Origin of the sequence: Bradyrhizobium betae (assembly GCF_008932115.1) — a bacterium.
Classification (GTDB): domain Bacteria; phylum Pseudomonadota; class Alphaproteobacteria; order Rhizobiales; family Xanthobacteraceae; genus Bradyrhizobium; species Bradyrhizobium betae.
This window is the reverse complement of the sequence record NZ_CP044543.1, coordinates 4,321,454-4,336,105: the sequence shown is the minus strand read 5'-3', so window position 1 is coordinate 4,336,105 and position 14,652 is coordinate 4,321,454. Positions and strand designations below refer to the sequence as shown.

Below are 14,652 nucleotides of genomic sequence, written 5' to 3'. Positions count from 1 at the left end.
CACCGAGGAATTGCCCCAGGAGGCCCAAGATGGATCTTTATTTCTCGCCGCTCGCCTGTTCGATGGCGACGCGCGTCGCGCTGTATGAAGCCGGCGCCGACGCGACCTATCTCGAAGTCGATCCGCCGACCAAGACGGTGCTGAACGACGGCACCGATTTCCGCACCGTGAACCCGCTCGGCCTCGTGCCGACACTGCGCACCGACGAGGGCGTGGTGCTGACCGAGAACGCGGCGATCCTGCAATATGTCGCGGATCGTTTTCCGCAATCCGGCCTTGGCGCCCCGGCGGGCATCGATCGCACGCGGCTGCATCAATGGCTGTGCTTCGTCGGCACCGAGCTGCACAAAGGTCTCTTCCTCCCGCTGCTCGATCGCAAGGCGCCGCAGGAAACCAAAGCCTACGCGCTGGAGAAGAACCTGTCGCGGCTCGACTATCTCGACACCTACCTGAAAGGCCGCGACTTCCTGCTCGACCATTTCAGCGTCGCCGATGCCTATCTCGTCACGGTCATCAACTGGACCATGGCGACACCGCCGATCGAACTCGCCAAATGGCCGAACGTGAAGGCCTATTACGAACGTCTGCGCCAGCGGCCCTCGGTGGCGAAGGCAATCGCCGAGGAATTCGAGCTGTACAAGGCCGAGCAGGCACGGAAGAAGGCGGCGGCATAAGCCTGAAGGAGCGAAGCGCCGTCCCGGCCGCGACGCCGGGGCGCGCCTCTACCCGTATAGCACGCGCGGAAGAATCGTGACGATGCCGGGCCAGAGCGTCAGCAGCAGCACGAAGCCGACCATGATGATCAGATAGGGCATCGTGACACGGGCGATGTAGCCGAGGCCGTCGTCGGTCAGGCCCTGGATCACGAACAGGTTGAAGCCGACCGGCGGGGTGATCTGCGCCATCTCGACCGCAAGCACCAGGAAGATGCCGAACCAGATCTCGTCGAAGCCCGCGCCCTTCACGATCTGGATCGCGCGCGCCAGGAACTGCAGCGTGAGAAGCAGCATGCCGAAAGTCACCACCGCCTGCGGAAACCACAGCGGCGTATCGCTCGAGGTCGAGACCTGGCCACGCACGAAGGCGCTCCATGCGAATTTTGCCATCGACGAGGTCAGGAAGGCCATGAAAGCGAAGCCGGCCGCCGCCGAGAGTATCTCGATCGCGCGCTGAAACGGCGGGGGAACGTTCTTCAGAAGCAAGACAACGCGGATGTGACCGCCGACGCGCAGTGTCATGGCGGCCCCGAAGGTGAAAGACGCCGCCATCAGGTAGGAGGAATATTCCCAGGCGATCGAGATCGTCGGGGGAAAGAACGACAGGAAGTTCGAGAGGAAGCGGGTTGCGACCTCGCACAGCATCAGAAGCGTCAGAGTCAGGAGGCAGCCGCCGCCGATCCAGCCGTCGAGCCGACCGAGACGGTCGATGCCGTCGAGCAGGATGCGCAACGGCGCGGCGCCGCTGCGTTGAGACTTTGCGGAGCCGCCGGCGAAACGTCGACCATGACCGATCTCAACGCTTCATTTCGGCGAGATAGGCTCGCACCGGCTTGTCGGCTGCAGGCACGCGCTTGAGGAAGGCTTCGAGCTGCGGCGCGGTCTTGGCCCGGATGTCCGTGATCATCGCCTGCGAGACCGGCACCACCTCCATGCCACCCTCCTTCAGGCGGTTGAGGCTATCGACGTCGGCCTTGAGCGAGTTCGCCCAGAAAGCCGGCTCCATCTTCGCCGCCGTATCTGCGACGAGCTTCTGCTGGTCGGCGCTAAGCGCCTTCCAGGAATCGAGATTGACGGTGAGCATCTGCGACGACCAGACGTGGTTGGTCGGGTAGACGTATTTCAGGAATTCCCAGAACTTGCCGTCGACGCCCGACACCGCGGAGGTCGAGACGCCGGAGACCGCGCCGGACGCCAAGGCCGGAATCGTCTCGCCCCAGGGAATCATGATCGGCGCCATGCCGATCGCGGCCAACATGTCGACGGCGCCCTTGTCGGGGACGCGGATCTTGATGTTCTTCAAGCCGTCGACATCAGCGGTCTTGAGCTTGAGGTGGAGATACTGCGTCGGCCACGGCACGATGTAGAGGATTTTCTGGTTGTTGCGCGCAGCAACCTTCTCGTATTCAGGCCGCACATATTTGTGCAGCACCTTCAATTCATCCATCGAGCCGCACAGGAACGGGATGCTCTCGACGCCCATGAAGGGCTCATCGCCACCTGCTGGATGTTGAGGACGTCGGCGAGCGGCACCAGGCCGTCGCGCACGGCACGCAGATGCTCGGGGCCCTTGAAGCCGAGCTGGCCACCCGCCTTCACGGTGATGGCGACAGAGCCCCCGCTCTGCTTCTTCTCCGTTTACCAAGCGCACTGACGCGTCAGCGCGCATACCCATAGACTGCAACCGCATTGTCGGCAGACACGAGACCGCTTTCGATGTCGTCATTGACCGCCGCGCGATCGCGCTCGGCGGGCGCACCGATGCCGGCGCCGCCGGGCGTCAGCACGACGAGGCGGTCGTCCGGCGGCACTTGCTGAAAGCCTTTGCCGCGCAGCTTCTTGCCGGATTTCAGGCCGACATAGCCGGCCTCGCCATTCTTGCCGCCGTCGCGGCCGCGCGGCGGATGATCGATGCGATCGAACGCCGCCAGAATGTCGAACGGCGCATCGACGCCGCTGCCGACCTCGATGATCTGGCCGAGACCGCCGCGGGTGCGCCCTGCTCCGCCGGAATCCGGGCGCAGCTCCTTGCGCCAGAAAATCAGCGGCGTCTGGGTTTCCGCGATCTCGACCGGCGTGCCGCGGACGCCGCTCGGATAGGCCGTGGCCGACAGGCCGTCCTTCGCAAAGCGCGCGCCGGTGCCGCCGTTGGACGTCACCGCCATCGAGAATCCGTAATTGCCGCCGGCACCGGAGCGCGTCTGTCCGCGCACGTTGAGATTCCACAGGCACGAAGTGCCTTCGGCCGGCACGCGCTCGGGAATGATCTGGCGCAGGCAGCCGAACACGACGTCGGGCAGCATCTGGCCGATGATGTGACGCGAGGCAACAGGTGCCGGCTTCGGCGCGTTGAGGATCGCACCCGGGGGAGCCGACACCGTCAGTGGCGAGAGCGAACCGGCATTGTTCGGGATCTGCGAGGCAACGACGCAGCCGAGGCCGAACACGGTGTAGGCCGTGGTGTAGGACAGCGGCACGTTGATGCCGAACTTCGAGGCGGCGGAGGTGCCGTCGAAATCGACGTGAATGCCGGTGTCCGAAATCGTCAGCGTCGCCGCCAGCGTGACCGGCGCGTCGTAGCCGTCGACGACCATGCTGTTGCGCCAGGTCCCCTTCGGCAGCTTTGCGATCTCGGCGAGCACGGCCTCGCGCGAGCGTTCGCAGATGTAGTCGCCGAGCACGTCGAGCGTGTCGATCTCGAACTCGGTCATCATCTCGACCAGGCGCTCGCAGCCGACGTCGTTGCAGCCGGCGAGCGAATAGGTATCGCCCTCGGTGTCGATCGGCAGCCGCGTGTTGGTGCGGATCATCGCCATCAGCGTCTCGTTGACGACGCCCTGGTCGATCAGCTTCAGCATGGGGATGTAGAGCCCCTCCATGAACACGTCGGTGGCGTCAGGACCGAATCCGATGCCGCCGATGTCCATCAGATGGCTGGTGCAGGAGAACAGCGCGACCGGCTTGCCGTCCTTGAAGCAGGGCGTGGTGACGACGAAGTCGTTGAGATGGCCGGTGCCCATCCAGGGATCGTTGGTGATGTAGGCATCGCCTGCCTTCATCGTCTCGATCGGGAATTGCGCGATGAAGTGCTTGACCGATTCCGCCATCGAGTTGACGTGGCCGGGCGTGCCCGTCACCGCCTGCGCCAGCATTCGCCCCTTGAGGTCGAACACGCCGGCCGAGAGGTCGCCGCATTCGCGCACGATCGGGCTGAAGGCGGTGCGGAGCAGCACCTGCGCCTGCTCCTCGACCACGGCGATCAGCCGGTGCCACATGATCTGGAGATCGATCAGGCTCGCGCCATTTGCCTTGCTCATGATCAGGCTGCCTTCCGTTCCATGACGATGCTGCCGGCGCCGTCGATATGGGCGTCGAAACTGTTGGAGACGAACGTGGAGGTTTCGTCCTCGGCGATCACGGCGGGACCCGCAATCGTGGCGCCCGGCGCCATGTCCTCGCGGCGATAGAGCGGGATCTCGATCACCTCTCCCGCGCGGCCGTCGAAGAATTTGCGGCTGCCGGAGGCCTTGCCGGCGGGCGTGCGCGCGACGGAAGCAACCACGGCGGGATTGCGCGCATCGGTGGTCGCGAGCACCGACCAGCTCAAGACCTCGATCGCCGCGCCCGGAATCGACCGTTCGAACATCGCCGAATAGTCCGCCTCGAACTTCTGGCGCAGGCCGGCAAGATCGGCCGAATTCAGCGGGCGGTTCGGCAGCTCGATCGTGATCTCGTGGCCCTGGCCGACATAGCGCATGAAGGCGGCGCGCCGCTCGCGCACGGGCGCACCGGCCGCACCCGGCTCGACCAGCGCGCGGGCTTCGGTCACCATCTCCTGAAGCAGGTCCGACACCGCCGCTGTGTCGAAATCGTCGAGACGGACGTGGCGGCTGCGCACCAGCTCATAGGCGATCGGAGCCGCCAGGAATCCGACGGCCGAACCGACGCCGGCATTCGAAGGCACGATCACGCGGGAGACGCCGATCTTCTCGGCAACGCGCGCCGCGTGCAGCGGAGCGGCGCCGCCGAACGCGATCAGCGTGTGCTGGCCGACGATCTCACCGCGCTCGACCGCGTGCACGCGCGCGGCGCTGGCCATGTTCTCGCAGACGACCTCGTGCACCGCATAGGCCGCGGTTTCCGCCGACAGGCCCAGCGGCTCGCCGACGGCGCGCAGCAGCGCCTGCTTGGAAAGCTCCGGGTCCAGCTTGATGGTGCCACCGGCAAACGCATCGGGATCGATCATGCCGAGCGCGACGTCCGCATCCGTAACGGCCGGGCGCTGGCCGCCGCGGCCATAGCAGGCGGGTCCCGGCTCCGACGAGGCACTCTCGGGGCCGACCGTGACGCGCTTCATCGCGTCGACATGCGCGATCGAGCCGCCGCCGGCGCCGATCTCGACCATTTCGATCACGGGAATGCGGACCGGCAGGCCCGAACCTTTCAGGAAGCGTGCGGCGCGATCGACCTCGAACACGCGCGAGGTTTCCGGCTGGTATTTTTCGATCAGGCAGATCTTTGCGGTGGTGCCGCCCATGTCGAACGAAAGCACCTTGCTCTCGCCGAGCCTCGCTGCGATCTGCGCCGCGAAAATGGCACCGCCGGCCGGACCGGATTCGACGAGTCGTACCGGAAAGCGCCGCGCCGTCTCGATCGACGTGACGCCACCGCCGGAGGTGACGAGATAGATGGCGCCGCGGTATTGCTCCACCTGCAAGGCATCCGCCATGCGGGCGAGATAGCCATCGATCAACGGTTGCACATAGGCGTTCGCGACCGCAGTCGATGTGCGCTCATACTCGCGAATTTCCGGACAAACAGCCGAAGACACAGTTACGGAGATGCCAGGCATCTCCTCGCTGATGATCGCGGCCGTGCGGCGCTCATGCTCGGGATTGGCATAGGAGTGCAGGAAAGCGATCGCGACGCTCTCGACCTTCAGTTCGCGCAATTTCGGCGCGAGTGCACGCACGGATGCTTGGTCCAGCGGGAGACGAACGGCGCCGTGGGCATCGATACGTTCGGGCACGGTGAAACGAAGGCTGCGCGGCGCCAGCGGCTTCGGCTTGTCGATGGTGAGATCATACTGATCGTAGCGGCTCTCGGTGCCGATATCGAGCACGTCGCGGAAGCCCTCGGTCGCGATCAGCGCCGTTTTCGCGCCGCGCCGCTCGATGATGGCGTTGGTCGCGAGCGTCGTGCCGTGAATGAAGACGTCGATGTCGCTGATATGTGCATGCGCGTCAGCGAGAATGAGACGCATCCCGTCCAGCACCGCCTGCTCCGGCCGCTGCGGCGTGGTCAGCACCTTGCGTGTCTTGCGATCCTGACCCATGTCCAGCACGATATCGGTGAACGTGCCACCGATATCGACGGCAAGCCGCACCTCGGCTCCTTCAAGCATACCAAAATTCTCCGGCTGATCGTCCAATTGCGCGAAAACCGCAGCAATTTTCATACCAGCGACGGCGCCGATGGTGAAGCGCGTGGCACCTATGCGATAGCAGGAGTTCGGTGCGCCAAGCTCAGAGCAGGAAGGCGAGCGCGGCTTCGCAGCGGTCCTCGACCTTGAGCGTCAGGAGTTCGTCGGCACGGGTGCGTCCGAGGTTGACCGCGGCGATCGGGATTTGCCGGCGCGCCGCCGCCTGCACGAAGCGGAAGCCGGAATAAACCATCAGCGACGAGCCGACGATCAGCATGGCGTCAGCCTGCGACAGATGATCCTGCGCGGCGGCGACCACGTCGCGCGGAACGTTCTCGCCGAAGAACACCACATCGGGCTTGAGGATGCCGCCGCAGACCTCGCAGGCCGGCACGTTGAACGACGAAAAATCCGCGTGCTCGAGATCAGCGTCGCCGTCCGGCGCATCCGCGGCATCGAGCGTCAGCCACGCCGCGTTGGCACGGCCAAGCGTATGCTGGAATTCCTCGCGCGGCGTCTTGGCGCCGCAACCCATGCAACGGACCAGATCGAGCCGACCGTGCAGGTCGATCACCTGCTTATGGCCCGCGGACTGATGCAGCCGGTCGACGTTCTGGGTCAGCAGCATCTCGCACCGACCGCTGGCCTCGAGGCGAGCCAGCGCATGATGCGCATCGTTCGGGCGGGCCTGGCCGAACCGCCGCCATCCGATCAGGCTGCGCGCCCAGTAGCGCTGGCGCGTCTGCTCTTCCGCCATGAAGGCCTGGAAGTTGACCGGCTGGGTTCGCTTCCAATTGCCGGCACTGTCGCGATAGTCAGGAATACCCGAATTGGTGCTGCACCCGGCACCGGTCAGCACGAACAGACGCTTGTGCCGGCCGACGAAATCCTGGAGCGAAGGGCTTGCCACCGGAGGGTTTGTCATGGCGCAGATGTAGTCTGCGCCGGCGGATTTTTCCAGATCACACCCGCCGCGGCGGCGCGAGACCCTCACGGCATCGGCATGGGCTATTTCGATGGCAGGGGCGGCTTCGGTGGAGCGGCCTGCTTCTGCGAGACGACCGCCTTGCCCGGCGGAACCTCGGGCGCTGGGGGTGCAACCGGCGAAGACTGACCGACCGACAACGACACGCCGATCACGCGCCATTGCCCTTCGACCGGCGCGAACAACAGTTCGAAATTCACCTGCGACGGTACCGATGGGAAAAATCCCGCCATGTGCAAAAGACCGTTCGGCTCGATCTGCGGCAACAACGACAATTGCGGATCGATGACGGCAACACCGGAGATATCGAGCTTGTCGCCGCGCTGCGTGGCGAAGATCTCCGCGAGCTTTGCGGCGGTGTTGACCTGGAATCCGGGCGCGCCGAGGTCGCGCAGCACGGTGTAATTGCCAGTCTTGTTGGCGTGGTCGAGCGCGAGCAGCGTCGACCGTATCAGCATGAGCACGCCGTTGCGATCGATATTGGCGGGCTTCGCTGCGACCTGCTGTGGCGACGGCGCCGCCTGGTGTGGCTGCGGCGGCGTCTGTTGCGCAGACGTCGTCACCGCGCCCAGGATCAGCAGCCCGAGAACCAAAAGCCCAAGGCCTGCACTCACCCAACGAAGCGTCATGGCGACCGCGTTCTTCCTACCACTGGATCGACACGGCGCCGCGTCCGCCCGCAACGTTTCGCTCGACGGATTTGGTCAAAGGGAACATCGCTCTAGCGATCGCAGGAGGCATTTGCGCTCTCAGGTCCAGAGGTCGGGTCTGTCCCGACCGTTAGCCGGATACGGCCGCCGCGAATGTGGGGCAGGAGACGTGAGCGAGCATCAACCGTACGGTTGAGCTCGTCCGAGCGTATCGCCCCGGCGACTCGGTTTCTCGCGACTGTTGCTGGATTGCATCGCGAGGCTTCCCGACGGCCCGTCAGGCCTTGTGGGAACCGACGTCATGCTTGTGCTTGTGCAGGAACCGGGCGAGCTGCCCACGAAGCGCTGCTGTCTCCAACAATGTTCCGACCGATCCGGCGGTATCGAATATCTCCCGCTGAAGCGTCGTCGGCAGAGAATTCCACTGCATGATGACGGCCGCGCCGAGACACCGCAACACACGCTCCTCCTCCGCCGCGAGGGCTGCGCCGCGCAATCGTTCCGTCTCTCCGGCGTTGACTGCATCCACGTATTGGTCCGCGAGGACCTGTTCGTTGTCCGCGCGCGATGCAAGGCTATCCTGCAGTTTCTCGAATTTGCGAGTGTCATCCTTGCCGGGCGAGCTCTTGGCCAGCTCGCCATACGCGGCTGCTTTGGCGCGATACTGCAGAAATTTAAACATGCCGTCCTTTCGTTGAAGTCTCCGCGTATCCAGCCTGCCAGTTGCAGGCTATGCCGGCGTCGCAGCACTCAGGGAATCATTGCGACCTTCATCACGAATGGGGGGGAGGCCGCTGCATCATCGTTCTACTGGGGCGTCTTCTTTACGGAGAAATACGCGAGGAGGCGCATTGAAGCATATCCAGCCGGGCGCCCATTCCGACGAGTCGGGCTTTCTGAACACGTTCGATTCCCACCGCGACCTGATATATGCCGCTGCGGCCCGGAAATATGTTCGCGGCAGCAGGGGCTCTTACGATCTGGTCGCGGGAGATTTCTGAAACAGTCCGCTCGAACTTGCCCTGGTCTAACTCGCCCAATTGTCGCGGAACTCGGGGAACAAAGTCAGGCCTCCGCAGGCGTAGATGGTCTGCCCGGTGATGTAGCTGGCATCGTCCGACGCCAGGAAGGCGAACACGGCGGCGATCTCTTCCGGCGTTCCGACGCGGCCGAGCGGAATGTGACCGCTGACGACGCCGCGCTTGTCCTGATCACCGGTCCAGGCGGCATTGATCGGCGTGTCGATCGCACCCGGCCCCACCGCATTGACGCGAATGCCCCGGCCTGCAAACTCCAGCGCCAGCGTACGGGTCAGATTGGCCATCCCGCCCTTGCTGATCGAATAGGCGAGATAGCCGGGCTTTGGAATGATCTGGTGGACGCTGGAGCAATTGATGATGTTGCCGCCTCCGCCGCGCGCGACGAAATGCGCAAGCGCCTTCTGCGCGCAGAGCACGGCGCCGTTCAGATTGACGTCGATGATGCGGCGATAGGTTTCGACGTCGAGCGCCTCGCTCGGTGATTCCACCTGAAAGCCGGCATTGTTGACGAGGCAGTCGAGCCGCTTCCAGCGCGCCAGGATCGTCTCGAACATCGCGGTGATTTCGTTCTCAGTGGCGACGTCCGCCTGGACGACGAAATGATCCAGCCTGCCGTGGCCTCGATCGTTCGATGCGGTCCTTGCAAGCGCAAGCGTTTCCTCCGCCCGCTCGGTATGATCGAAATAGTTGATGGCAACCGTCGCGCCTTCCTGGGCGAGGCGAATCGCGACCGCGCGGCCGATGCCCTGCGATGCGCCTGTCACCAGCGCATATTGGCCGATGAGGCGCGAGGGAAACTGGGGTAAACGATCGGTTTGCGGCATGCTCGGCTCCAGATCATCTTGACGTCTCATCCTGACGTCGCGGCATATCATCAATGCAACGGGATTTTTGTTCCATCACCTGACCGGCATGATCGGCAGCCGATGCCAGTTGTAGCGGCGGATGCGGGACCAGTTGCGGTGCAGCGACCGATCTTCGTGCGTTCCGACAAAAATGTGATTGTCGCTTCAGTGGCGGCCATCACATGATGCAAATCATGCAAGGTCAATTCCTGCAAAATCAATGCGTTCCGGGGCCTACGATATGACACAAGTCGCGATCCAGCCAGCGATCCATCGCCGGCATCAACCCTGGTACACGATCCTCTACGTCCAGGTGCTGATCGCGATCGCACTCGGGGTGCTCATCGGCTATTTCTATCCCGATCTCGGCAAGGCGCTGAAGCCGCTCGGCGACGGCTTCATCGCGCTGATCAAGATGATGATCGCGCCCGTCATCTTCTGCACCGTGGTGCACGGCATCTCCTCGATGGGCGACCTCAAGAGAGTCGGCCGGGTCGGCCTGAAGTCGCTGATCTATTTCGAGACGGTGTCGACGGTGGCGCTCGCGATCGGCCTGTTGGTCGGCGAGATTCTCCAGCCCGGCAACGGCTTCAACATCGACCCCGCCACGATCGACCCGAAGTCGGTGGCGACCTATGTCAGCAAGGCCCACGAAGACGGCATCGTCGCCCATTTGATGGCGATCATTCCCGACAGCTATGTGGGCGCGATCGCGCGCGGCGACCTCTTGCAGGTCTTGCTGGTCTCGATCCTCTCCGGCTTTGCCATCGCATTCCTCGGCAAGGCCGGCGAGCCGATCGCGGAGGCGATCGACAAGGCCGCAAAGATGTTCTTCGGCATCATCCGCATCATCGTGCGCGTCGCGCCGATCGGCGCGTTCGGCGCGATGGCCTTCACCGTCGGCGCCTACGGCCTCGGCTCGCTGCTCAACCTCGCCGCCCTGATCGGCACGTTCTATCTCACCAGCATCCTGTTCGTGGTGATCGTGCTCGGCGCGATCGCCCGGCTCGCCGGCTTCTCGATCCTGCGCTTCATCGCCTACATCAAGGATGAGCTCTTGATCGTGCTCGGCACCTCGTCGTCGGAGACGGTGTTGCCGCAGATGATCCAGAAGATGGAGCATCTCGGCGCCTCACGCTCGGTGGTCGGCCTCGTCATCCCGACCGGCTACAGCTTCAACCTCGACGGCACCAACATCTACATGACGCTGGCGACGCTGTTTCTGGCGCAGGCGACCAACACCCATCTGACGATCTGGCAGGAGCTCGGCATTCTCGGCATCGCCATGATCACCTCCAAGGGCGCCTCGGGCGTGACCGGTGCCGGATTCATCACGCTTGCCGCGACACTCTCGATCGTGCCCGATATCCCGATCCAGTCGATCGCGATCCTGGTCGGCATCGACAAGTTCATGAGCGAGTGCCGCGCGCTGACCAATCTGATCGGCAACGGCGTCGCTTGCGTCGTCATCAGCATCTCCGAAGGCGAGCTCGACCGCGACGCGCTGCACGAGACCATGGCCCATCCGCTGGAGATCGGCGAGGCACTCGAACCGGGCGGCAGCGCGTAAAGCCGCCCAGATCGGCGCCACCTGCAGCCCAATTCCGACGCGGTAGTTTCCCGGAGTGGTCAATTGGTGCGGCGCGCGTCACAACACAGGCGTTGCGATCACCGATCGATACTTATTCTTTCCACCCGACGCGCTGGCGGCAGGGCGTCGGGTTTTTGATGATTGCAGCGACGACGCCGCACCGGGATCGGCGCGCCGCTGTTGACGGGCTCTGCCCGTCGCCGAACCGCATCAGCCCTTGAGCGCGGTGACCACGACCTCGATCAACGCGCCGCCGCCGAGATCGGCCACGCCGACGGTCGCGCGGGTCGGCAGATTGTCGCCGAAAAATTCGGTCCAGGCCGCGTCCATCTCCTTCTTTTTGGAGAGATCCGTGACGAAGATCGAGGTGCTGACGACGCGACTCTTGTCGGTGCCGGCTTCCTTCAGATAGCCGGCGATCTTGCCGAGGATGTTGCGGGTCTGGTCGCCCATCGAGACCGAGGTGTCGTCGGCGATGGTGCCGCCGACGAAGACGAAGCCATTGGCTTCGACGGCGCGGTGCATGATGGGCGTGCGAATGCTGCGGGTGATGCTCATGATGTCCTCGTATTGCTAGAGCGTCGTGGGATGGAAGCGGTCGATGCCGAGATCGCCGATGCGGGTCTGGGTGCCGCCGTTGACGATCAGCTCCGCCATGATAGCGCCGGCGCCGGGGCCGAGCTGAAAGCCGTGCAGCGAGAAGCCGAACTGGTGATAGAGGCCCTTGTGACGGCTGCTCGGGCCGAACACGGGGATGTCGTCCTTCATCTTCGCCTCGATGCCGGCCCAGGCGCGCATGATCGTCGCATCGCGCATCACCGGGAACAGCTCGAAGACGGTGCGCGCGCTGATGGCGAGGCTCTTCCAATCCAGCACCGTCTCGTTACGGTCCTGGTAAGGCGTTGCCAGATGGCCGCCGCCGATCAGCACGGTTCCGTTCTTGAATTGCTTGAAGGACAGCTTTCGCCCGCGCAGGATCACGACGGGGTCGATGAAGTGCGGCACGCGCGAGGTGATCATCAGCATCGGCGCCACGGTCTCGACCGGAACCGGCTCGCCGAGCGCGGCCGCGATCTTGCCGGCCCAGGCACCGGCGGCGTTGACCAGCACCGGCGCGGCGAAGCTCTCGGCGCCGACATCGACATGCCAGAGGCCATGATTGTAACGGATGTTGCTGGCGGCCACGCCCTCGCGCACGGTCGTGCCGAGCTGCTCGGCCTTGCGCCGGAACGCCGTCGTCGCCTGCGCCGGATTGGCCGCACCGTCGCGGCGCGAGACCACGCCGCCGGGGCAGGTCTCGGCGACGGCCGGCACGAGTCGCCGCAGCTCGGCCGCGTCGATCAGCTCCTCATGGGTAAAACCGAGCGCGTTCAGCTCCGCGACGCGGGCGCGGCAGACGGCGAGTTCTTCCTCGTTCTCGGCGACCAGCACCTGGCCGTAGCTCTCAAAGCTGCAATCGTCGTCGAGCAGATCGGCGATCTTTTCCCAGATTCCCATCGAGCGGATCGAGAGCGGAATCTCGGGGATGTGCCGCGCAAGCTGGCGGACGCCGCCGGCATTGACGCCGGAGGCGTGGCGGCCGGCATAGTCCTTCTCGATCAGCACCGGCTTCAGGCCGGCGAGGCACAGATGCAGCGCGGTCGAGCATCCGTGGATGCCGCCACCGACAACGATCGCATCCACGTTTTGGGTCATCCGCGCACCACGGCCTTGACGTCGGCCTCGCTCTTGGGAACGGCGGCGAGCTCGGCCAGCGTGATCGGCTTGACCGGCGCGCGCAGCCGGTAATAGCCGATCTCCTGCGGGGTCTTGCCGCGCGCCTGCGCCATCAGCTCGGTGACGGTGAGGCCGCAGAGTCGGCCCTGGCACGGGCCCATGCCGGTGCGGCGATAGGCCTTGAGCTGGTTCGGCCCGGTCGCACCGATCGCAACCGAATCGAGAACGTCCTTCGCAGTCACCTCCTCGCAGCGGCAGACGATGGTGTCGCCCGAGGGAATGCGGAACTGCGGCGCGGGGCGGAACAGCGTGTCGAGGAAGGTGCGGCCGCGCTCGGCTTTGGCGAGATCAGCGCGCAGCGTCGCCATCGCGGGAAGCTTCGCGGCGGCCGCCGGCGCCAACGCGTCCACCGCCGCGCGCGCAGCGATGCGGCCACGGACCACCGCGGCGTTGGCGCCGCCGATGCCCGCACCGTCGCCTGCGATCGCAATGCCTGCGACCGATGAATTGCCGCCTCCATCTAGGACCGGCGACCAGCACAGTTGCAAATCATCCCAGCGATGCTCGACACCGGCCGACATCGCGAGATTAACGTTGGGCACGACGCCCTGATGCAGCAGCAGGAGATCCACCGGAAGGGTCTCGCGCTTGCTGCCCGCGACATAGCTCACGCTCGCGAGTTGCCCCTCGCCGGATGCGGCAAGCTCGGTGACTCCGGAGACGACCTGCACCTTCGCCTTCACTTCGCGCATCATCGACAGGCCCTTGGCGAAATAGGGCGAGGTCAGGAAGGCGAAAGCGTGCGGCAACGCAGCGAAGTAATTGCCGCGCTCGGTGGTGTCGAGGATGCGGTCGATCCGGCCCCCCAGCCGCAAAATCTGCGCGGCGAGCAGCCAGAGCAAAGGCCCCTGCCCCGCGATCACCGTGCGGCCATCGGGAATCAAAGCCGACGACTTCAGCATGGTCTGCACCGCGCCCGCGGTCATGACGCCCGGCAGGGTCCAGCCGGGAATCGGAAACGGCCGCTCCAGTGCGCCGGTCGCGAGGATCACGCGCTTTGTCTTGACGAAGGCCGAGGCGCCACCGACGGAGACCGCGATATCGAGATTGCGGTCGAGGCTCCAGACCGTGGCACGATGAATGACCTCGGCATTACTCGCACGCAGCGACTGCACGAGATCGGCGCCGACCCAGTAGTCCGCGCCGAGCTGATTGCGATCCGTCACCGGCGTCGACGAGATCGCACGGAACACCTGGCCGCCGGGGCCGATATTCTCGTCGAGCAACAACGTCGACAGGCCGGCTCCGGCGGATGTCGCAGCGGCGGCGAGGCCCGCGGGCCCGGCGCCGATCACCACCACGTCATAGTCCTCGCGCTTGGGAGCCATGGTCATTTTCCGATCTCCCGCTTGCCCTTCTGGATCTCGATCTGCATGCCCTCGGCGACGGGGATGAGGCAGCCCTGCCGATTGCCGACGCCGTCGATGGTGACGAGGCAGTCGAAACAGACGCCCATCATGCAATAGGGCAGCCGCGGCGCACCGCTGACAGCAGTCGACCGGCGCACGTCGTGACTGGAGGCGAGCAGCGCGGCGGAGACGGTGTCACCCTGACGCGCCGCGACGGCAACGCCGTCGACGAAGATCTGCACCTGTGGCCGCTTGTCCTGTTCGGATCGTTTGAACAT

General features: G+C 64.8%; 14 protein-coding genes and 2 pseudogenes. 3 read left to right on the top strand and 13 right to left on the bottom strand.

Features of this window, described 5'->3' with window-relative positions; genetic code table 11:
- Positions 1–29: 29 nt before the first annotated feature.
- Complete coding sequence (locus F8237_RS20615) at positions 30–674, top strand: glutathione binding-like protein (protein ID WP_151647414.1); 645 nt, start codon at positions 30–32, stop codon at positions 672–674.
- Between the two features lie 48 nt (positions 675–722).
- Here the strand turns inward: F8237_RS20615 and F8237_RS36670 are convergent, their stop codons facing one another.
- The 8 genes and pseudogenes from F8237_RS36670 to F8237_RS20580 form a co-directional block, all read right to left on the bottom strand.
- A complete protein-coding gene (locus F8237_RS36670) occupies positions 723–920 on the bottom strand; it encodes a TRAP transporter large permease subunit (RefSeq protein ID WP_374761611.1) in 198 nt (65 codons plus the stop codon).
- Between the two features lie 21 nt (positions 921–941).
- Positions 942–1,504: pseudogene (locus tag F8237_RS36665) on the bottom strand (TRAP transporter small permease subunit); the annotation flags it as partial.
- A gap of 8 nt (positions 1,505–1,512) precedes the next feature.
- A pseudogene (locus F8237_RS20605) lies at positions 1,513–2,348 on the bottom strand (TRAP transporter substrate-binding protein); the annotation flags it as partial.
- A gap of 26 nt (positions 2,349–2,374) precedes the next feature.
- Positions 2,375–4,033, bottom strand: a complete 1,659-nt coding sequence (locus tag F8237_RS20600) for a hydantoinase B/oxoprolinase family protein (protein ID WP_151647410.1) — start codon at positions 4,031–4,033, stop codon at positions 2,375–2,377.
- Positions 4,034–4,035: 2 nt separating this feature from the next.
- Complete coding sequence (locus F8237_RS20595) at positions 4,036–6,120, bottom strand: hydantoinase/oxoprolinase family protein (RefSeq protein WP_151647408.1); 2,085 nt, start codon at positions 6,118–6,120, stop codon at positions 4,036–4,038.
- Positions 6,121–6,241: 121 nt separating this feature from the next.
- Positions 6,242–7,063: an NAD-dependent protein deacetylase gene (locus F8237_RS20590; protein WP_151647406.1), complete on the bottom strand. Its 822-nt coding sequence runs from the start codon at positions 7,061–7,063 to the stop codon at positions 6,242–6,244.
- Between the two features lie 83 nt (positions 7,064–7,146).
- Positions 7,147–7,752: a hypothetical protein gene (locus F8237_RS20585; RefSeq protein WP_151647404.1), complete on the bottom strand. Its 606-nt coding sequence runs from the start codon at positions 7,750–7,752 to the stop codon at positions 7,147–7,149.
- A gap of 298 nt (positions 7,753–8,050) precedes the next feature.
- Positions 8,051–8,455, bottom strand: a complete 405-nt coding sequence (locus F8237_RS20580) for a hypothetical protein (RefSeq protein ID WP_151647403.1) — start codon at positions 8,453–8,455, stop codon at positions 8,051–8,053.
- 97 nt (positions 8,456–8,552) lie between these two features.
- Here F8237_RS20580 and F8237_RS20575 point away from each other — a divergent pair, with 97 nt between their 5' ends.
- The gene (locus F8237_RS20575) at positions 8,553–8,774 is read left to right on the top strand and encodes a DUF1488 family protein (RefSeq protein WP_244626154.1); all 222 of its coding nucleotides are present in this window, start codon (positions 8,553–8,555) and stop codon (positions 8,772–8,774) included.
- Between the two features lie 26 nt (positions 8,775–8,800).
- On the opposite strand, the gene F8237_RS20570 is transcribed toward F8237_RS20575, so the two are convergent.
- A complete protein-coding gene (locus F8237_RS20570; RefSeq protein ID WP_151647401.1) occupies positions 8,801–9,637 on the bottom strand; it encodes an SDR family oxidoreductase in 837 nt (278 codons plus the stop codon).
- Positions 9,638–9,899: 262 nt separating this feature from the next.
- Here F8237_RS20570 and F8237_RS20565 point away from each other — a divergent pair, with 262 nt between their 5' ends.
- Positions 9,900–11,228, top strand: coding sequence for a dicarboxylate/amino acid:cation symporter (locus F8237_RS20565; RefSeq protein WP_151647399.1), 1,329 nt, complete (start codon positions 9,900–9,902; stop codon positions 11,226–11,228).
- 231 nt (positions 11,229–11,459) lie between these two features.
- On the opposite strand, the gene F8237_RS20560 is transcribed toward F8237_RS20565, so the two are convergent.
- The 4 genes from F8237_RS20560 to F8237_RS20545 are packed head-to-tail and all read right to left on the bottom strand — an operon-like array spanning position 11,460 to position 14,652.
- Positions 11,460–11,807 (bottom strand): RidA family protein, encoded by a 348-nt coding sequence (locus F8237_RS20560; protein ID WP_085401813.1) that lies wholly within the window; start codon positions 11,805–11,807, stop codon positions 11,460–11,462.
- Positions 11,808–11,822: 15 nt separating this feature from the next.
- Positions 11,823–12,944, bottom strand: a complete 1,122-nt coding sequence (locus F8237_RS20555) for an NAD(P)/FAD-dependent oxidoreductase (RefSeq protein WP_151647397.1) — start codon at positions 12,942–12,944, stop codon at positions 11,823–11,825.
- Positions 12,941–14,359 (bottom strand): FAD/NAD(P)-dependent oxidoreductase, encoded by a 1,419-nt coding sequence (locus tag F8237_RS20550; protein WP_151647395.1) that lies wholly within the window; start codon positions 14,357–14,359, stop codon positions 12,941–12,943. The genes F8237_RS20555 and F8237_RS20550 overlap by 4 nt, the downstream gene beginning before the upstream one ends.
- Complete coding sequence (locus F8237_RS20545; protein ID WP_151647393.1) at positions 14,356–14,652, bottom strand: (2Fe-2S)-binding protein; 297 nt, start codon at positions 14,650–14,652, stop codon at positions 14,356–14,358. The genes F8237_RS20550 and F8237_RS20545 overlap by 4 nt, the downstream gene beginning before the upstream one ends.